We start from the raw sequence: 18,548 nt of genomic DNA on the forward strand, positions 1-18,548 counted from the left end.
ATTTGTATTTTGGTACTTCAAAAGTTCCCCCAAATGAAAGTAATAAAAAAAATAGCAAAATTGCTATTACTTCTTTTTATAGCCATCCAATTCTTCAGACCGGAAAAGAACATAGATCAGGGTAGTCATTTAGCAGAATTCCTGAATGAAACAAATCCGCCTGAAAATGTCGAAACCATATTGACCAATAGTTGCTATGACTGTCATAGCAGCAATACGGCATATCCCTGGTATAACAATATAGCGCCGGTTTCATGGTGGATATCAGGTCATATTAAAGAGGCCAAAGGAAATCTGAATTTATCGGATTGGGATAGTTATAGCAAAAGGCAAAAGGTGCACAAATTAGAAGAAGTTATAGAGGTAATTGATGAAGGAAAAATGCCACTGAAACAATATGCCTGGATTCATAAAAATGCCGGAATCTCTAAGGAGCAAGGTAAAGCGGTTATAGAATGGGCAAGACTTACAAAAGCTCTTTATGAATTAGGTCCGCAACCAAGGTAGGAACTCCTTTAGCCGCCGTGGCTTCAATAATTGTGAGGTTATCATAATTTAATGCACTTATACTTGGTTTTGGATCGATAAAATAAACGGGTGTTTGGGGCTTTGCATAACTCAATAATCCGGCTGCCGGATATACCTGCATAGATGTTCCAATAATTATCAGAATATCAGCAGTTGCAGTAATTTGTGCAGCCTCTGACAATAAGGGAACTTCCTCGCCAAACCAGACAATATGTGGTCGTAATTGATATCCTTTTGAGCAAGTGTCCCCAAGGTTTAGATCTTTTTTCCAGTACAATACGAATGTTTCATCACCTGTGCTTCGAACTTTCAACAGTTCGCCATGAAGATGGAGAACATGAGAACTGCCGGCGCGCTCGTGCAAATCATCTATATTCTGAGTAATAACAGTGACTTTAAAATGCCGTTCCAGTTCAACCAGCATTTTATGCCCCTGATTAGGGACTACCTCTAACAACTGCCTTCGCCTTTGGTTGTAAAAATCCAAAACCAGGGAAGGGTTTCTGGCAAAACCGTAGGGAGAGGCAACTTCCATTACGTCGTAGCCCTCCCAAAGACCGCCCGCATCACGGAAAGTTTTAATACCGCTATCGGCACTCATTCCGGCTCCCGTAAGTACAACAATTCTTTTTTGCATCATTTAAGGTCTACTATAAAGATACATTTTTATTAAATTAGAGTGATGATAGATATTGCTCTGCTTTCCTATTTGGAAACGTATATTACACCAGAACGGCTCAAAAGATTCAATGAAGTTTTAATGGAGCGCACAAATTATGTTACCGTGGCTATTGAAGATGTTTTTCAGATGCATAATGCGAGTGCAGTAATCAGGAGTTGTGATGTTTTTGGTATTCAGAAGGCACATATTATAGAAGACCGATTCGGCCAGCGCCTGGATAAAAACATTGCAATGGGTGCTCAGAAATGGGTAGATGTAGAAAGATATACCAATGCAAAATCCTGTATTAGGAACCTGAGGAGAAATGGCTATAAGATTATTGCAACTACTCCTAATAATGATGCCACTTTACTGGAGGATTTTAAATTAGAGGATAAAATTGCTCTTTTCTTTGGAACAGAGAAAGAAGGTCTAAGCCCAGAGGTTCTGGAGCAGGCCGATGGGCATTTAAAAATACCTATGTGGGGATTTTCGGAGAGTCTCAACATATCAGTATCTGCGGCGATAGTATTGTATAACCTAAAACTTCAACTCAAAAAATCTAATTTACCGTGGCATCTGAGTGAAGCAGAAATTTTGGAAAAACGACTTGACTGGACTAAAAAGTCTATTAAAAGTATTGATGCGATTATTGAAAGATATAGGATGGAAAGTTAAATTTAATTATATTTAGAAGTAACTAATCAACTCATAAACAAATGACTACAGTTTTATACGTTCTTGCCGGTATAGTTGTCATTATTATCATTTTAGCAACTATTGCTCCAAAGAGTTATGATGTAAATAGAAAAATATTAGTGAAGAAGACTGTTCCGGAGGTATTTGAATATCTCAAATATTTGAAGAATCAGGATAATTGGAGCCCCTGGGGTAAGCGAGATCCCAATATGAAGAAAGAATTTGAGGGTGACGATGGTGAAATAGGCGCTACCAGTAAATGGGAAGGCAATAAAGATGTTGGGAGTGGTGAACAGGAAATAAAACGAATTGTTGAAAATGAAGTCATTGAAAGTGAGTTACGTTTTTTAAAGCCCTGGAAGTCTCAGTCTGACGCCTATTTAAGGGTAAAAGAGGTAGGTGCAGATGAGACAGAAATTACCTGGGGTATTTCCGGTAATAATAAGTTTCCTTTTAGTATCATGATGCTTTTTATGAATATGGATAAGGCGGTGGGGAAGGATTTTGAGGAAGGATTAGCAAGTTTAAAAGATATTTTAGAAAATAACTGAGCACTATGGATCGCAATATGGTGGGATGGTTCGAAATACCAGTTGAAGATATGGAACGTGCCAGAAAGTTTTATGAGGAAGTTTTCGATATTTCAATCTCTGTAAATGATTTAGGCGGAATTATTATGGGTTGGTTTCCCGGGGCTCAGGATAAATCCGGTAGTCCGGGATCATTGGTTAAACATGAGATGTACGTTCCAAGTGATACAGCGGGCCCGCTGCTATATTTTTCCTGTAAAGATCTTGCAATCGAGTTAGCCAGAGTGACTCCTGCCGGAGGGTCCATAATTCAACAAAAAAAGGAAATAGGAGGGGGGCATGGTTTTATGGCTCTTATAAAGGATACAGAAGGAAACAGGGTAGCCTTACATTCTTTAAGCTGACCTAAACATAAAAAATTGAGGCTTCTGCTCTGCAGCCCATACGTATGGGAATATATTTTGTTCCAATACCCTTTGAAACATACATTTTTATATCATTGAGTTTGTACCATCCTCTTAAAAATCGGCCACTACCCCCCGGTTTATAAAACGCCTTCCCGAGAAATGTTATTTGCCCTCCATGTGTATGCCCGGATAAAAGGAGCTTAACATTTACTTTTTGAGTTTCATTTAATAGAGCAATTTCCTCACTGTATTCCGGACAATGATTTAGTACAATGGCTTCTTCAGAATTGTCATATTCTGTTGCGGCATAGCTGAAATCCGGATTGCCCCCAATAAAGTCGTCAACCCCAATAATGACAAGGCTTCGGCCTGGTGTGGAAAATTTTAAACTTTCATTAATAAGCAATCGGCCATTTTGATTTTTAATCAGAGTACGGAAAGAATTTATGTCTACTTTTCCTGCATATTCCTTGTTTCCCATGATAACTGCTTTTGGGATATCATTGTCAATTAAGCCAAGGAATTGGTTAAAAACCGGTAAACCCCTGTTATTGTTCACGGAATCTCCAGTAATGCAAATAAGGTCTGGGTGTTCTTTATTAATTTTTCTGGCAATAGCTTTATGGAAAGATTTTAGCTCATTTATGTGAAGATCAGTTAATTGGACTATTTTTATTTTGTTTTCTGAGCTTGAGAGATCATAGGTTGTCCATTGAATTATATACTTTTCGAACCATAACACATCCAAAAAGAACAAACCTGTTAGAGCCAAAAAGAGTTTGATGATAAAACTTCTCCTGTTCAATTTCATAAAAACCCTTAATTTAAAGAATGAATCCTATGGGTTCTAATTATTGAATATACTGCCATGTCAGAACTCCAGTTAATCTGCCAATTCAAGAAGGGCTATATCATAGTCATTTTCAAGGGTTACCTTTCCATTTTTCACTTCCACATGTGTTTCTGAATAGGTGTCATAGAGCTTTGTTCCGTCTCCGAAGAACCCCTTTACCCAAAGCGATTTTTTACCTTGGGGCAGGTCTAGTCCAACCACTACTTTATCCTTATAATCTTCATTAATGTAGGTTCTGCTGAATACATATGGTTTTTTGGCCAGGCGCTTATGCCTTCCGGCGCCAATTGCAGGATGATTGATACGAAAACTTCCCAGTTTCTGCCAGTGAGCAAGAACTTTTTTAGTTTCTTGCAGGCTATCAATTTCCTGCCAATTCATAAATGACCTTAAGGTTGCGTCGCCATCAGTGTTTTCAATAGTAAGATCTCTCGCAGACTCATCTCCGTAATATATCTGTGAAGTCCCAGGAGTTAATAAAAGTACATTGGCGGTATAATAGGGTCTTTCCCTATTTATGTCAAAGGGCTCAGCATCATCATGCGAAGTCATATAATTAAGCACCCCTTTGTTTTTTAGATCAGAATTCAATAGGCGATTGTATTTTTTAAATATGGTCTCATAATAATTTTTAGCATCGTTTTTTAGTTCAAAGTTTATTAGACTTTCAAAACCATATTCGAAATAATCGACCTTTTTATCTCCAAAATCGAATTTTCTGCCTTCAGAAATTTCGTATCCATAGGCTTCACCAACCATGTAAAACGGGGTGTCATCCAAAACTTCTTCCGGATGTTTTTTCTTCCACGTTTCAAATGCTTTAGATGCTTCTGCATATAGTTCTAACCAGGTATGTTCGTCTGCATGCTTCACTGTATCCACCCTAAAGCCGTCTATGCCCATATCATTTACGTAGTCTGTTAACCATTTGATGATATAAAATCTTGGTGCCCTGGGGTATCCTGTTCTTTGAAAAAAGAGTTGAAGTTCATCTAATTCATTGCTAAGTCTGCCTTCCTCTTTCCATTTGGCCAATAATGCATCCGGCAGTTCAACCGCTTCATTAGATTCAGTGTATATATCCGGTAAGTTCGCAACTAAAGTACAACTCGTTGTAGTCTCATAATTGATGTTTTCACAAAGTGGAGCGGTTCTTACCCAATCTTCAGGCCAAACCGGATCTTCATCGGTTTCTGGCCCAGTATGGTTAACTACGACATCCATGATAATCCTTATTTTATTTTTATGGGCTGTTTTCACAAGCTTTTCAAGATCTTTTTTGGTGCCAAAATTTGGATCCAAAGCGGTCCAATCCTTTGCCCAGTATCCGTGGTAGGCATAAGTATTACCCGTTCCCTCATCTGTATCGCCGTGGATTTGTTCAACCACGGGAGTAAACCAAATAGCGTTCACTCCTAATTTTGAAAAGTAACCTTCTTCAATTTTATTTGTGATACCCTGAATATCACCACCCATAAAACCTCTTAAGGTGGCAGTTTCGTTTGTCCGGTCGAAATTCAAATCATTATCGGGATTACCGTTGTTGAACCGGTCGGTCAACAGGAAATATATATTCGCGCCCTGCCATACAAACGGGACTTCTTTATGAACAATTTGAGTGCTGTCCTGAGCCTTGGAATCCGGGATTTGGGTTTTTTTTTCTGCCTGTTTGCAGGTCAAAAATAATACAGAAACTGCAATTGCAATAGGCAGCTTTTTCATGTTCAAAGATTTTGTCTAAAGCTATAAAATGAATGCGGAAAAAGAAAATTTATTTCAAAAGCCTTAAAAGCATTTCATAAGGATATTCCTACATGAAGTATTTTTCCGGAAATGAAGCTTTAACTTCCGGTTTATTTTTTTCTGTTAAGCACTTTGTATTCTTCGTAACAACTGCTTATTGCATCCAATATCTGTAAATCATTGGCCGTTTTTATGAACGAAGTGGAATAATTGCAATTGGAAAGAATATCATTAATGTCATATTCATCAATTTGCAATAACTCGGTAAGTGTTTCTCTATCAAATTTGGAAGCGAGGAGATCTCTTATATCATCATCTTCTTTAATTTGCCTCAACTTTTTCATCTGATTAGGTTGTTTCCCAAACAGATTTCTGAGAAGGTCTGCAGGATTCAAAATAGAACCCAACACTTTTGTAACGGCGCTTGGATTTTTACTTCCGGCCTCATAGCTTGTGGATAATCCTGAGATACTGTATTGATATGATGTATTTATAGGCAGGTTTTTTACATCTATTTCAAGATAACCGGTTAACTCATATGGTTTTACAACTACTTCCTCCAGGGCATATGCGAGCTCTGTAAGGGCAATCTGAGTGTTTTTAAACTTAAACATATCATTGGTAACCCGAATTTTCTGGGATTTAAAACCCAAATAGGAAAAATAAAGTGTATCATTTACAGAAGCACTAATAGAAAATTCGCCATTGGAGTTGGTAATTGTACCTACAACCTTATTAAGGTTTATAACATGCACACTTTCCAGGGGAGTACTGGATTGTGCATTGATAACTACTGCCTGAAATTCCTTTGCTTCTTGCTGTTCATCTTCATCTGCCTGGGATATCCCGGCAAAGCAGATTAATGTAAAAAGACAAAATAAATACTTCTTCATTCAGTACGATGCTAATTCATAATGCGAATAAAATAAAAATAGATGCCCCGGCACATTTTTTAATATACAATTAACTAATAGAAACCATCTCTTTTTTTACTTCGCCTGTTACCTGAAGACGTAACCTGCTTAGTCCCAGATCTTCTTGAACCGCCTTTAGAAAAGCTGCCTTCCCTTTTCTTTCCCTTACTTTTATTACGGTCTCTGCCATCTCTTTTACCCTTTGCGCCTTTATCTCTTCTTCGCCTGCCTCCTTCGGGGCTATCAGAAACCTCAACGTTTACAAAACGTCCGTTGACCTTGAAATCAGTAAATGTTTCCAGAATTTGATCTTTAAGAGCAGCTTCCGAATTGAAAAATGAAAAACTCTCTTTAACATCTACTCTGAACAAATCGTTCTTATCTAGTTGCAGGGTATCTTTTAAAAAATCCTTTAAGGACATCCAGTCATAACCGTCGCGTTCTCCAACGTTAATAAAGTAGCGTACAGATCCGTTACTTGAAAAATCATCAGAGGCTCCTTTATTTTTTTCCCGGCGATCTGGTTCAACTGAATTCAGATCTTTGGTTTTATTATAATAGTTATAAAATCGGGTAAATTCTACCGAAACAATTTTTTGTATTAATTCATCCCTGTCCATACCTTCAAGAACATCGTGAATTGCAGGTAAATAATGATTTACTTCTTCATTTATTTCCGTAGTGCGAATCTTATTCGCCAAATGGTACAATTGAATTTCGCAAATCTCTATCCCGGATGGTATTTTCTTTGCTATAAAATTCTGCTTTATTTTTTTCTCTATAGCGTGAATTTTACGTAATTCACTTCTAGTTATAATTACCATGGAAATACCAGATTTTCCGGCCCTTCCCGTACGACCACTTCTATGCGTATAGGTTTCTATTTCATCCGGCAACTGATAATTAATTACATGTGTTATATCATCCACGTCAATGCCGCGTGCCGCAACATCAGTTGCCACCAACATCTGAATTTGTTTTTTACGGAAAGCATTCATCACCAGGTCTCGCTGGTTTTGACTTAAATCTCCATGAAGAGCCCCGGCATTGTATCCGTCTTCAATTAGCTTTTCTGCAACTTTTTGGGTGTCTCGTTTGGTTCGGCAAAAGACCACTGAAAATATTCCCGGATTGGCATCAGAAAGTCGTTTTAATGCAGAATACCTGTCACGACCACCAACTAAATAGTATTCATGTTGCACGGTGTCTACCCCGGAATTCTTGGTCCCCACGGTTATTTCCTTCGGGTGATGCATAAACTTCTTGGCAATTGTAGCTACTTCCTTGGGCATGGTAGCTGAAAAAAGCCATGTAGATTTCTCTTTGGGAGTATTTGAAAGGATATCCTTTATATCCTCATAGAATCCCATATTTAACATCTCATCCGCTTCATCCAGAATACAATAGTCAATTTTGGAGATGTCTATGATTCCACGCCCTATCATGTCCTTCATTCTGCCCGGGGTGGCGACAACTATTTGAGCACCTCGTTTAATTTGGCGGGCCTGCTCAGTAATACTGGCACCCCCATAAATAGCTACTGTATTCAAACCCTGTACATATTTGGAATACAATTGCATTTCATTTGTGATTTGCAAACATAGCTCCCGGGTTGGAGAGAGTATTAATCCCTGCGTAGTTCTGCTGTTGCTGTCAATTTTTTGAATTAGCGGAAAACCAAAAGCAGCGGTTTTACCTGTGCCGGTTTGGGCCAGGGCCACTAAATCTGTTTCATCCTCTAATAAAATTGGAATGGATTTCTCCTGAACCTCCGAGGGAGTCTCAAATCCTAAATCAGTAATAGCATTCAATAGGGCACTATTGAGCCCCAATGCTTCAAATTTTGTCATAATATATTATAATTTACCTAATCGCAAATATGTATGTTGCATAGAGCGATTATCCTTATAACCTATCAGACTCAGCGCAACACATGCTATACCAGCGGCTTAATTTAAGCGGCAAAGATACTCTTATTTATTTAGATGGTGGCTAAACTTGAAATATTCAGTTTTTTGCAAGGTATTTAATGAGTTTTTGTAGCGCTTTACCTCTATGACCTATTTCATTTTTAATATGGCCGGGTAATTGAGCAAAGGTTTGGTCATAACCCGTTGGAATGAAGATAGGATCATATCCAAAGCCATTTTTGCCCCGTTTTTCATTAGTTATTGTACCTTCAACAATGCCATCGAACAGAAGTCTTTTATTTTTTAGATTTAGAGCAATTACCGTTTTAAATCTAGCCTCGCGGGAAGCGCCGTTCCTTAATTTTGTTAATACTTTTTCTATGTTTTTTTCCGAATCCTTTTCTTCTCCGGCGTACCTGGCAGAATAGACACCCGGAGCTCCATTCAGCGCATCTATAATCAGCCCTGTATCATCTGCAAAGCATGATATTCCATAGTGTTTGGTAATATAGTCGGCTTTTAGCTGCGCATTGGCCTCCAGCGATGTCCCCGTTTCTGGTATTTCTTGTCTGCAACCAAGATCTTCTAAAGAAATCAGGCGTATGGCTTTAGGAAGCATTAAACCTACTTCTTTTAGTTTATTAGTATTGTGTGTGGCGAAGACGAGATCCATAAGTTAAATGAATTCATAAAAAAGATTGTTGACGATGCTAAAAATAGTAATTTTATTTACTGCAATTCTTTCAATTATGAAGCTCAAACTTCCACCTGTAATTATTTTTTTGGTTTTTGGAAGCCTGATGTACCTTTTAGCTGAATTTTTGCCAGTTGGATACTTTGATTTTTTTGGCAGAAAATACCTCATTAAGATACTGCTGTTACTGGCTGTGGTCATTAGTTGTATCGCGTTAATTCAATTTTACCTTGCCAAAACTACAACAAACCCTAAAAATCCATCTAGAGCATCTTTTTTGGTCACAAATGGCATTTATAAATATTCACGGAACCCAATGTATTTAGGGTTACTATTACTTTTATTAGGTTGGGGTCTCTGGTTAGCCAATGCATTCAATGTTCTTTTGGCTGCCGGATTTGTTTCTTATATGAATATGTATCAGATTAAACCAGAAGAATCATCATTGGCCGGCTTATTTGGCAAAGAATACAGACACTATTGTATAAATGTTAGAAGATGGTTTTGAATTATTGAATATTTATTAATGTGTGCAGACCTGAGGCTATTGGATAATTTATTTTTTGTCACATCTTATTTCAGATTTAGTGATTTGAAAGAAAGAAATAGGAGAAGATTAGTTAAAAATTATAATGATAGGAACGCTTTTAGGTTTTTGCCATGCAAATTTTACGGGTAGTATGCACAATAATTAAAGAACATATTTTATGAAATATTTAGGGGCTTGTATTTTATTTTTTCTGGCATTGGCTTGTGGAGAGCGAAATTTAAAAAAGGCGGACATAAAAGATGTTGTGAAGGAAGGTCAAAGATGGTCTGCTCAAAAGGCATGGGATTGGTATGATAATGAACCATGGTATCTGGGAGCAAATTTTAATCCAAGCTCTTCCATAAATCAACTTGAGTTCTGGCAGGAAGAAACCTTTGATCCTGAAACTATTGACAGGGAATTGAAATGGTCTGCAGATTTAGGAATGAATCTGCATCGTGTATATCTGCATAACTTATTATGGGAGCAGGATTCCATTGGTTTTTTAGATAGGCTGGAACATTATCTGGGATTGGCTCAAAAGCATAAGATAAAGACGATGTTTGTTTTACTCGATGATGTGTGGCATCCGATTCCTAAACCGGGTATTCAGCCAGAACCCATTCCACATCTTCATAACTCAGGGTGGGTGCAGTCTCCCGGTGCTGAAATTCTTGGAGATAGTACAAGACATCATGAATTAGAAAGCTACATCAAAGGAGTGATAGGTCACTTTGCCAATGATAAGAGGGTCCTGGTATGGGATCTTTATAATGAACCAGATAATGTCGCCGGTCAGCCCGGCAGAAGGGAACTGGAAGTTGCCAATAAACATATTTATTCACTCATACTCCTAAAAAAAGTAATGCGATGGGCAAGAGAAGTAAACCCTGGTCAGCCTTTGACCACCGGAATATGGAAAGGCAATATTGACCACTGGGGTACTCCGGACAGCTTACCTCCGCTGGATAGATATATGCTTTTGAATTCTGATATTATTTCATTTCATGCATATGACGGAGATGTGGATAATGTGAAAAAGAAAATTGCCGAACTCCAAAAGTATAAAAGGCCCTTGTTTTGTACAGAATATCTGGCAAGGGGAGTGGGTAATACTTTTGAAACTGTGCTTCCAATTCTAAAAGAAAATAAAATTGCCGCCATTAACTGGGGATTTGTCTCAGGCAAGACCAATACTATTTATCCCTGGAAAAGCTGGGACTCTACATTTACTGCAGAACCTGAAATCTGGCATCACGACATCCTGAGGCAGGATGGCACGCCTTATTCCATAAAGGAGACAGCCTTTATAAAGCAGCTTAGCGGTAACCCTCAATAATGCCCAAGTTAACCAATTAGTGCCGGTTATTTGCCTTATTTTTTTGTGTAAAAATAATTTTAGTCCTGATGCGCGGAATGAAGCTAAACAGAAAGTTTTTTTGTGTAAAATTTGAATATCCCAATGATTCGGACTAAAAGCAGAACAATCCATAAAGGAATTCATATATACTTACATATACTTCATTTTTAAATCGAGAATCTACCGAACACAGATTTAATTTAATAATTTTGCATCTTAATTTTTATAAAGAATGACTGAAGTGGGACGTAAGTACGTATTTGATTTTGATAGTACATTAACCAGGGTAGAAGCCCTGGATGTGTTAGCGGAAATGACCTTGCAAGGCAAGTCCAACAGAGATGCAGTCATTCATGAAATTCAGGAAATCACAAATCTTGGAATTGATGGAGATATTTCCTTTACAGAATCCCTGGAAAGAAGGATAAAACTCTTAAAAGCGAATAAGGACGATTTAGCTCCTCTTGTTGATGAGTTACGGCAAAAGATTTCCAAATCTATTGCTGCCAACAAGGAATTTTTTGAGAAGTACTCAGAAGACATTTATGTAATTTCCTGTGGATTCAAAGAATTCATAGATCCGATTGTTAAGGAATATAATATTCCTTCGGATAGGGTATTTGCCAATACATTTAAATTTGATGAGGAAGGTAACATCATAGGTTTTGACGAAAAGAATGTACTTGCAACCCATAATGGCAAAATTGAATGTCTTAAGCAGCTCGATCTTGAAGGTGAAGTACAGGTGATTGGTGATGGATATAGCGACTATGTTATGCGGGAAGCCGGCATTGCCCATAAATTTTTTGCCTATACAGAAAATGTTCATCGCGAAAAAGCCGCTGACAAAGCAGACCATGTTACACCCAATTTGGATGAATTTTTATTTGTGAACGACCTGCCCAGAAGCCTTTCTTATCCAAAAAACAGAATTAAGATTCTCTTGTTGGAAAATGTACATCCTGTTGCTTTTGACAATCTCTCGGAAGATGGTTTTTCTGTGGAACTTATAGAAGAAAGTTTATCGGAAGATGAGCTTATTAAAAAAATCAAAGGAGTACATGTCCTGGGAATCCGTTCCAAAACCAGGCTTACTCCTAAAGTAATTGATGCAGCCAATAAACTGCTGGTGGTGGGGGCTTTTTGTATTGGGACGAAGCAGATAGACCTGGATTATTGCAAGAAAAAAGGGGTTGTGGTTTTTAATGCACCCTACAGCAATACGAGGTCTGTGGTAGAATTGGCGATTGGTCAAATTATTATGTTATTCCGTAATGTCTTTACCAGGAGTACTGAACTGCACAATGGAATATGGAATAAAACAGCGGTAAATTCCAGGGAAGTCAGGGGTAAAAATCTTGGCATTGTGGGTTATGGCAATATAGGCAAACAACTGTCTGTGCTGGCAGAGGCTATAGGCATGAGAGTGTATTATTACGATATAGAGGATAGATTAGCCATGGGCAATGCAATAAAATGCGAAACACTTGAAGATTTATTAAATGTATCCGACGTGGTTTCTTTGCACCTGGATGATAACAAAGCCAACCATAACTTTATTGGGGAACGTGAAATTAACCAAATGCGAGACGGTGCAATGCTGTTGAATCTTTCAAGAGGTTTTGTAGTAGAAATACCAGCCCTGGTAGAAGCCCTGAAAGGGGGTAAGCTAAGTGGTGCGTCTATAGATGTATTTCCACACGAACCAAAGTCTAATGGACCATTTGCCTCAGAACTGCAGGGTATCCCAAATGTAATTCTAACCCCCCACATAGGAGGCAGTACTGAAGAAGCGCAAAGGGATATAGCCGATTTTGTACCAAATAAGATCATGTATTATATCAATTCCGGTAATACGGTAGATGCTGTTAATTTTCCGAATATTCGCTTGCCTAAACAGAACAAAGCTCATAGGTTCCTGCACATACACAGAAATGTTCCTGGAATTATGGCTAAAATAAATGATGTTCTCGCCACATATGAGATGAATATTTCGGGCCAATACTTGTCAACCGATAGCGACGTAGGTTACGTAATTACAGATTTGGACAGGGATTATAATAAAGAAGTAATAAAAGCCCTAAAAAAAGTAGAAAATACAATTAAATTCAGAGTACTGTATTAAACTTCTTAGCAGATCAGTCACCAGGAATTACTCATTGGTGATGATATGGCTCATTTCTGAGTATAGTACACGCTCTGTAAATTTGTTCAACAAGAAATAGGCGTACCATTTGATGTGAGAAAGTCATTTTTGAAAGACTTATTTTACCATGGGCTTTTTGTTTAATAGAATCACTAAAACCGTATGGGCCGCCGATTACTAAAACCCATTCCTTAATTCCTCTATTCATCTGCTTTTGCAGGAGCTTTGCAAAATCTACAGAGGTATACTCCAGGCCATTTTCATCCAGTAAATAAAGGGCTTCAGAACTTTCGACATGTTTTAAGATTAATTCAGCCTCTTTTTCCATTTGATCGGATGCAGACAGATTTTTGGTGTTTTTAATATCTGGTAATAGCTGCAATTCAAATTTAACATAGTGTTTGAGTCTTTTCAGATAAACATCTACCAGCTTCTGTAACTCGCGACTATCTGTTTTTCCTATGGCAAGAAGTTTTATCTTCATAGTTCTAAGTTATAACTTTAAGGAAATTGAATTTCTTTATTGGCATATGTTTTTACTAATTTAGTACCCTACAAGTTGCAAAAATGATATCAGAAGAACAATTCCAAAAGGAGATATCTTTAATAATAGAAAATGCCATACGGGAAGATGTAGGAGATGGGGATCACAGTTCACTTGCGTGTATTCCGTCGGGAGCAATGGGTAAGGCTAAGTTATTGGTAAAGGATAAATGCATATTGGCCGGTGTTGAATTCGCCCGGCGGACTTTTAACCATGTGGATAAGGATTTAAAAATGGAAATCCTTCTAAATGATGGTACACCAGGAAATTTTGGGGATGTGGCATTTTATGTGGAAGGACGCTCACAATCGATTTTAAAAGCAGAAAGGCTTGTCTTAAATGCCATGCAGCGGATGAGTGCAATAGCTACTAAAACTAATTATTTTGTTTCACTTCTTGAGGGTACAAAAACAAAAATCCTGGACACTCGCAAAACTACGCCGGGAATACGGGCTCTTGAAAAATGGGCTGTGAAAATAGGGGGAGGGGAGAATCACAGGTTTGCCTTATACGATATGATTATGTTGAAAGATAATCACATAGATTTTGCTGGTGGTATCACTCAGGCAATTAAAAAAACCAAACGCTATTTAAAGAAATCGGATAAAGATTTAAAAATTATTGTTGAAGCCCGGAATTTGGGAGAAGTAGAGGAAATTCTTCAATCTGAAGGTATTTTCAGGATTCTACTGGATAATTTTAGTCTTGAGGACACAAGAAAAGCCGTAAAACGTATCGGGAATCAATGCTTAACCGAATCATCCGGTGGAATTAATGAGAACACCATTAGAAAGTATGCTGAATGCGGTGTGGATTATATTTCATCAGGAGCACTAACACATTCAGTATTTAACAAGGACCTGAGTCTTAAAGCGATATAGATGTCGGAGGAAATAGAAAGAAAGCTCGAAAGTATTCCGATAGTCAAATGGATAGTAAGAATACTTAAAAAAATTAAGCTCCCGGCCTTTGAGGGACTTTCTTTATATGACCTCGTTGAAATGTACATTATTGGTATCGTTCAGGGGGCACTTTCGACCCGCGCGAGTTCTATTGCTTTCAGCCTTTTTATGGCTCTTTTTCCATTGCTTATTTTCCTGTTTACATTAATCCCTTTTATTATTCCCTATGTAAGTGTTGGAAATGAAAATTTTGACAACCAATTTCTTGATTTTCTGGAGTCATTTTTACCAGCTGCCACCGGCGAATATTTTGAAATAATCTACTATCAGATAAAAGACCAGCAGAGTGGCGGATTGGCATCGTCGGCCTTTATTTTGTCTATATTTTTGATGACGAACGGGGTTAGTGCAATTTTTGGTGGTTTTGAAGATTCTTACCATATAAATCTAACCAGGAATTTCTTTAAGCAGTACGCCTATGCCATGATGGTTGGATTTCTTCTTTCTATCTTATTGATTGTAGGTGCGGTGGTTTATGTTTATTTTGAGTTCTATATTCTAGAATATTTAAGTGATTGGGCTACACAAACCAGTGGTTATAATCTTTCAGAGAAGGATATTACAGGAGCTCGCATTGGTAAAACATTATTTTTCATCCTGCTTTCTTATCTCACCACTGCCATCTTGTACTATTTTGGTACACGCGAAGGCAAACATGCTAAATTCTTTTCTTACGGCGCCTTAATGACTACCTTGTTATTTTTATTAACATCTCTTTTGTTCGGCGTTTATATCGACAACTTTGCAAAGTATAACGAATTGTATGGGGCTTTGGCCGGCTTATTAATTCTAATGGTTTATATATGGCTGAATTCCAATATTTTACTTCTTGGATTTGAACTAAATGCGACGCTCAATTACTTGAGGAAAAAGCATCAATAATGAGGTTTTGGTCAATAAAACAGACAGTATACCGGAATGGAAATATTTATTAATGTAATACTGCCAATTCCTCTGGAAAAGCAATTCACCTATTGCGTTTCCGAATATGAAGCTGCATTATTAAAAGTTGGTATGCGCGTGGCGGTGCCATTTGGAAAGTCTAAAATCTATACAGCTCTCGTCGTTGAAATCCATAACAGGCCACCCCTTGCTTATGAAGCTAAAACCATCCATAATATTCTGGATGAACATCCTATTGTAACATCAAATCAATTGAAACACTGGCAGTGGATAGCGGATTATTATATGTGCACGCAGGGCGAAGTATTCAGAAGCGCAATTCCAAGTGCGCTTTTATTAGAAAGTGAAACACTTATATTACCTAATAAAGATGTTATAATTGATGAAGATCAATTAAAAGATGATGATTTCCTGGTCTACGAGGCCCTTAAATACCAAAATATCCTTCGGGTTAATGATATAATGGAAATTGTGGATAAAAAGAATATACTCCCTATTCTCAACAGATTATTACAACTTAAGGCAATTGTACTGAAGGAAGAAATACATGAACAGTACAAACCAAAAATGGTTCGATATGTAAGGCTGGGAAAGAAGTATAATTCAGAGCCTGAACTTGAGAAACTGTTAAGCTCATTAACTCGGGCACCCAAACAAAGCCAGGTTGTACTTTCATTATTTCATCTTCAGGCTACTAAAAAAAAGCCAATAAAGCTTCATGAGCTGGAAATTGACAGTAAGTCGAGCAGAGCTGTAATACGTGCACTAATTAACAAAGAAGTACTTGAAGAATATTTTATTCAAACAGACCGGGTGGCATTTAATGGCAGTAAGGCGCTTGAACCACCAAAAAAATTAAACGAATATCAGGTAAAAGCATTAGATATCATTAAACAAAATTTTAAAAATAAAAAGGTTACCCTTTTAAAAGGCGTTACTTCTTCGGGTAAAACGGAAGTATATGTAAAACTCATTGCAGAGTGCCTTAGCGAGGGAAAACAAGCTCTTTACCTGGTTCCTGAGATTGCCATAACTACGCAACTCATCTCACGATTACTGGAATATTTTGGTTCCACCATATCCGTTTTTCATTCAAAATACAATATGCACGAAAAGGTGGAGGTCTGGAAAAATGTTCTGAATAATAGGCCCAAAGCACAACTAATTATTGGTGCTCGTTCTGCTTTGTTTCTCCCTTTTGCAGATCTGGGCCTGATAATTATTGATGAGGAACATGAAACTTCATTTAAACAGTATGATCCTGCACCGCGATATCATGCCAGAGACGCGGCTATTGTGCTGGGGGGCTTGTTTAATTCAAAAGTGTTACTGGGTTCGGCAACGCCGAGTATAGAGAGTTACAATAATGCCCAAACCGGTAAGTACGGATATGCGCAGATAGACCGAAGGTTTGGAAATGTATTAATGCCAGATATGGAATTAGTAGATATTAAAAGTCAGTACAGGAAGAAACGAATGAAGGGGCATTTTTCTGAACGCCTGTTAGAGGAAATTACTGAAACACTTAAGCTGGGAGAACAGGTAATATTGTTTCAAAACAGAAGAGGGTATGCTCCAATTTTAGAATGTACTACTTGCGGACATTCCCCTCAGTGCCCGAATTGTGATGTTAGTCTGACGTATCACAAGCAAAGAAATCAATTAAGGTGTCATTATTGCGGACATAGTATAGCTTTCCCAAATAGCTGCCACGCTTGTGGCAGCAATACATTAGACACCAAAGGTTTTGGTACAGAGCAGGTAGAGCAGGAATTAAATTCTTTTTTCCCCTCTGCAAAAGTGGCTCGCATGGATTTAGATACTACAAGAGGTAAACATGCCTATGCTAAAATTATTCATTCCTTTGAAAATCAGGAAACGGATATATTAGTTGGAACTCAAATGCTTACCAAGGGGCTCGATTTTAGAAATGTAAATCTTGTAGGAATAATGAATGCGGATGCACTTTTGAATTTCCCCGATTTCAGAGCACATGAACGCACTTATCAATTACTTACTCAGGTCGCCGGCAGAGCAGGCCGAACTAAAAAAAGAGGAAAAGTTATAATTCAGACCTTCAACCCTTACCATCAGATACTAAAACAGGTTACCACCGGGGACTATACAGGAATGTTTGAGGAGCAACTCTACGAAAGAGAGTTATATAAGTATCCACCGGTCACAAGGATTATAAGAATTAGTTTTAAGCATAAAGAATATAACAAATTGAATGAAGCTTCTGCATGGTTTGCACAGTCCCTCAAAAATGCCGGTAAAATTCAGGTTTTGGGCCCTGAATTCCCATCAGTCGCGCGCATACGTAATCAATACTTAAAACATGTTATGATTAAGATTCCAAAAAGCGTATCTCTTCAAAAAACAAAAAAAAGCATCAAAAGAATTCAAAATTCTTTTGATGCAATTGCTAAGTTCAAAGGCGTTCGTATAATCTATAATGTAGATTATATGTAATTAAACATTACTTAAGGCCTCTGCCAATTCTGTTTTTTTGTTTCTGCTTAAAGGTATAGACCTTCCGCTTACTTCAACATTCTTGCTGTTAAACTTCTCTATCTTTTCAAGATTAACTATATAAGACTTGTGAATACGCAAAAATTTATCTTCAGGCAATTGTTTTTCGAAAGCCTTCATGGTAGAAAGAATTACGATGTTAGCCTCATCTGTAACTAATTTTATATAGTCACCTAAGGCTTCAATCCACTTAATGTCATTAAGGATTACCTTTCTTTTCTTCAGATTGCTTTTGACAAAAATATGTTCTTCATCTTCATTTACCTGGTTCATTTGCTCATATTTGGCTACTGCTCTTTTTACAGAAGCGTCAAAACGAGCCATTGTTATGGGTTTATGAAGATAATCTGTTACATCATAGTCAAATGCCTTGAGGGCATAATCCGGTTTACCTGTTATAAGAATGACCTGAGGTCTGTTTTCCAGTGATTCTAATAAGTCAAAACCACTAATAATAGGCATTTCTACATCAAGAAAAATTAAATCAATTTCATTATTCTTGATGCCGTTTTTGGCTTCAATGGCATTACTGTAATCAGCAATAAGGGCTAGGTTAGGATGATTGTTAACTAATTTTGCAACTGCCATACGTTGCATAGACGAATCATCAACAACAATACTTCTAAGTTTCAT

General features: G+C 37.6%; 18 protein-coding genes. 10 read left to right on the forward strand and 8 right to left on the reverse strand.

What is annotated here, in order from left to right; all coding sequences use genetic code 11:
- Positions 1-33 precede the first annotated feature (33 nt).
- Entirely contained in the window at positions 34-507 is a 474-nt protein-coding gene (locus G504_RS0103450) for a heme-binding domain-containing protein (protein WP_019668745.1), read from the forward strand.
- Here the strand turns inward: G504_RS0103450 and G504_RS0103455 are convergent.
- Positions 467-1,168, reverse strand: a complete 702-nt coding sequence (locus G504_RS0103455; protein ID WP_019668746.1) for an SIR2 family NAD-dependent protein deacylase — start codon at positions 1,166-1,168, stop codon at positions 467-469. The two genes, G504_RS0103450 and G504_RS0103455, sit on opposite strands and share 41 nt — an antisense overlap.
- A gap of 42 nt (positions 1,169-1,210) precedes the next feature.
- Between G504_RS0103455 and G504_RS0103460 the strand changes: the two genes are divergently transcribed.
- From G504_RS0103460 to G504_RS0103470, 3 genes are read left to right on the forward strand one after another with little or no spacing between them, the layout of a single operon-like run.
- Positions 1,211-1,867, forward strand: a complete 657-nt coding sequence (locus G504_RS0103460) for a TrmH family RNA methyltransferase (RefSeq protein WP_019668747.1) — start codon at positions 1,211-1,213, stop codon at positions 1,865-1,867.
- 41 nt (positions 1,868-1,908) lie between these two features.
- Complete coding sequence (locus tag G504_RS0103465; protein WP_019668748.1) at positions 1,909-2,439, forward strand: SRPBCC family protein; 531 nt, start codon at positions 1,909-1,911, stop codon at positions 2,437-2,439.
- A 5-nt stretch (positions 2,440-2,444) separates the two neighbouring features.
- Complete coding sequence (locus tag G504_RS0103470) at positions 2,445-2,822, forward strand: VOC family protein (RefSeq protein ID WP_019668749.1); 378 nt, start codon at positions 2,445-2,447, stop codon at positions 2,820-2,822.
- Position 2,823: 1 nt separating this feature from the next.
- Here the strand turns inward: G504_RS0103470 and G504_RS0103475 are convergent, their stop codons facing one another.
- The 5 genes from G504_RS0103475 to G504_RS0103495 all read right to left on the reverse strand — a co-directional run bounded on the left by G504_RS0103475 (position 2,824) and on the right by G504_RS0103495 (position 8,918).
- Complete coding sequence (locus G504_RS0103475) at positions 2,824-3,636, reverse strand: metallophosphoesterase (protein ID WP_019668750.1); 813 nt, start codon at positions 3,634-3,636, stop codon at positions 2,824-2,826.
- A gap of 72 nt (positions 3,637-3,708) precedes the next feature.
- Entirely contained in the window at positions 3,709-5,400 is a 1,692-nt protein-coding gene (locus G504_RS0103480) for an alpha-amylase family glycosyl hydrolase (protein ID WP_019668751.1), read from the reverse strand.
- Between the two features lie 131 nt (positions 5,401-5,531).
- Complete coding sequence (locus G504_RS0103485) at positions 5,532-6,314, reverse strand: carboxypeptidase-like regulatory domain-containing protein (protein WP_019668752.1); 783 nt, start codon at positions 6,312-6,314, stop codon at positions 5,532-5,534.
- A gap of 74 nt (positions 6,315-6,388) precedes the next feature.
- Positions 6,389-8,185, reverse strand: coding sequence for a DEAD/DEAH box helicase (locus G504_RS0103490; RefSeq protein WP_019668753.1), 1,797 nt, complete (start codon positions 8,183-8,185; stop codon positions 6,389-6,391).
- A gap of 157 nt (positions 8,186-8,342) precedes the next feature.
- Positions 8,343-8,918 carry a non-canonical purine NTP diphosphatase gene (locus G504_RS0103495; RefSeq protein ID WP_019668754.1) on the reverse strand — a complete coding sequence of 192 codons (576 nt, stop codon included), beginning with the start codon at positions 8,916-8,918 and terminating at the stop codon, positions 8,343-8,345.
- A 76-nt stretch (positions 8,919-8,994) separates the two neighbouring features.
- Here G504_RS0103495 and G504_RS0103500 point away from each other — a divergent pair, with 76 nt between their 5' ends.
- The 3 genes from G504_RS0103500 (at position 8,995) to serA (ending at position 12,953) form a co-directional block, all read left to right on the forward strand.
- Positions 8,995-9,447, forward strand: a complete 453-nt coding sequence (locus G504_RS0103500) for a methyltransferase family protein (protein WP_019668755.1) — start codon at positions 8,995-8,997, stop codon at positions 9,445-9,447.
- A 199-nt stretch (positions 9,448-9,646) separates the two neighbouring features.
- Entirely contained in the window at positions 9,647-10,807 is a 1,161-nt protein-coding gene (locus tag G504_RS0103505) for a cellulase family glycosylhydrolase (protein ID WP_019668756.1), read from the forward strand.
- Positions 10,808-11,060: 253 nt separating this feature from the next.
- Positions 11,061-12,953 carry a phosphoglycerate dehydrogenase gene (gene serA, locus G504_RS0103510; protein WP_019668757.1) on the forward strand — a complete coding sequence of 631 codons (1,893 nt, stop codon included), beginning with the start codon at positions 11,061-11,063 and terminating at the stop codon, positions 12,951-12,953.
- A 31-nt stretch (positions 12,954-12,984) separates the two neighbouring features.
- Here the strand turns inward: serA and rlmH are convergent, their stop codons facing one another.
- Positions 12,985-13,458 carry a 23S rRNA (pseudouridine(1915)-N(3))-methyltransferase RlmH gene (gene rlmH, locus G504_RS0103515; RefSeq protein ID WP_019668758.1) on the reverse strand — a complete coding sequence of 158 codons (474 nt, stop codon included), beginning with the start codon at positions 13,456-13,458 and terminating at the stop codon, positions 12,985-12,987.
- A gap of 83 nt (positions 13,459-13,541) precedes the next feature.
- Here rlmH and nadC point away from each other — a divergent pair, with 83 nt between their 5' ends.
- Genes nadC through priA form a run of 3 tightly spaced genes read left to right on the forward strand, consistent with a single transcriptional unit; the run spans position 13,542 to position 17,855 of the window.
- On the forward strand, positions 13,542-14,399 hold the full coding sequence (gene nadC, locus G504_RS0103520; protein ID WP_019668759.1) for a carboxylating nicotinate-nucleotide diphosphorylase: 858 nt from the start codon (positions 13,542-13,544) through the stop codon (positions 14,397-14,399).
- On the forward strand, positions 14,400-15,362 hold the full coding sequence (locus G504_RS0103525) for a YihY/virulence factor BrkB family protein (RefSeq protein WP_019668760.1): 963 nt from the start codon (positions 14,400-14,402) through the stop codon (positions 15,360-15,362). It abuts the gene before it with no gap.
- 36 nt (positions 15,363-15,398) lie between these two features.
- Positions 15,399-17,855, forward strand: coding sequence for a replication restart helicase PriA (gene priA / locus G504_RS0103530; protein ID WP_019668761.1), 2,457 nt, complete (start codon positions 15,399-15,401; stop codon positions 17,853-17,855).
- On the opposite strand, the gene G504_RS0103535 is transcribed toward priA, so the two are convergent.
- Entirely contained in the window at positions 17,856-18,548 is a 693-nt protein-coding gene (locus G504_RS0103535) for a LytR/AlgR family response regulator transcription factor (RefSeq protein ID WP_019668762.1), read from the reverse strand.

The sequence above is a fragment of the Eudoraea adriatica DSM 19308 genome, from assembly GCF_000382125.1.
Taxonomy (GTDB): domain Bacteria; phylum Bacteroidota; class Bacteroidia; order Flavobacteriales; family Flavobacteriaceae; genus Eudoraea; species Eudoraea adriatica.

Excerpts from the sequence above, each read along its gene's own strand:
- G504_RS0103475 (WP_019668750.1), bottom strand. The coding sequence starts at position 3,636 with ATGAAATTGAACAGGAGAAGTTTTATCATCAAACTCTTTTTGGCTCTA.
- G504_RS0103490 (WP_019668753.1), bottom strand. The coding sequence starts at position 8,185 with ATGACAAAATTTGAAGCATTGGGGCTCAATAGTGCCCTATTGAATGCT.
- priA (WP_019668761.1), top strand. The coding sequence starts at position 15,399 with ATGGAAATATTTATTAATGTAATACTGCCAATTCCTCTGGAAAAGCAA.
- G504_RS0103485 (WP_019668752.1), bottom strand. The coding sequence starts at position 6,314 with ATGAAGAAGTATTTATTTTGTCTTTTTACATTAATCTGCTTTGCCGGG.
- G504_RS0103500 (WP_019668755.1), top strand. The coding sequence starts at position 8,995 with ATGAAGCTCAAACTTCCACCTGTAATTATTTTTTTGGTTTTTGGAAGC.
- G504_RS0103450 (WP_019668745.1), top strand. The coding sequence starts at position 34 with ATGAAAGTAATAAAAAAAATAGCAAAATTGCTATTACTTCTTTTTATA.
- G504_RS0103480 (WP_019668751.1), bottom strand. The coding sequence starts at position 5,400 with ATGAAAAAGCTGCCTATTGCAATTGCAGTTTCTGTATTATTTTTGACC.
- G504_RS0103470 (WP_019668749.1), top strand. The coding sequence starts at position 2,445 with ATGGATCGCAATATGGTGGGATGGTTCGAAATACCAGTTGAAGATATG.
- G504_RS0103465 (WP_019668748.1), top strand. The coding sequence starts at position 1,909 with ATGACTACAGTTTTATACGTTCTTGCCGGTATAGTTGTCATTATTATC.
- rlmH (WP_019668758.1), bottom strand. The coding sequence starts at position 13,458 with ATGAAGATAAAACTTCTTGCCATAGGAAAAACAGATAGTCGCGAGTTA.
- serA (WP_019668757.1), top strand. The coding sequence starts at position 11,061 with ATGACTGAAGTGGGACGTAAGTACGTATTTGATTTTGATAGTACATTA.
- G504_RS0103525 (WP_019668760.1), top strand. The coding sequence starts at position 14,400 with ATGTCGGAGGAAATAGAAAGAAAGCTCGAAAGTATTCCGATAGTCAAA.
- G504_RS0103460 (WP_019668747.1), top strand. The coding sequence starts at position 1,211 with ATGATAGATATTGCTCTGCTTTCCTATTTGGAAACGTATATTACACCA.
- G504_RS0103455 (WP_019668746.1), bottom strand. The coding sequence starts at position 1,168 with ATGATGCAAAAAAGAATTGTTGTACTTACGGGAGCCGGAATGAGTGCC.
- G504_RS0103535 (WP_019668762.1), bottom strand. The coding sequence starts at position 18,548 with ATGAAACTTAGAAGTATTGTTGTTGATGATTCGTCTATGCAACGTATG.
- G504_RS0103505 (WP_019668756.1), top strand. The coding sequence starts at position 9,647 with ATGAAATATTTAGGGGCTTGTATTTTATTTTTTCTGGCATTGGCTTGT.
- G504_RS0103495 (WP_019668754.1), bottom strand. The coding sequence starts at position 8,918 with ATGGATCTCGTCTTCGCCACACACAATACTAATAAACTAAAAGAAGTA.
- nadC (WP_019668759.1), top strand. The coding sequence starts at position 13,542 with ATGATATCAGAAGAACAATTCCAAAAGGAGATATCTTTAATAATAGAA.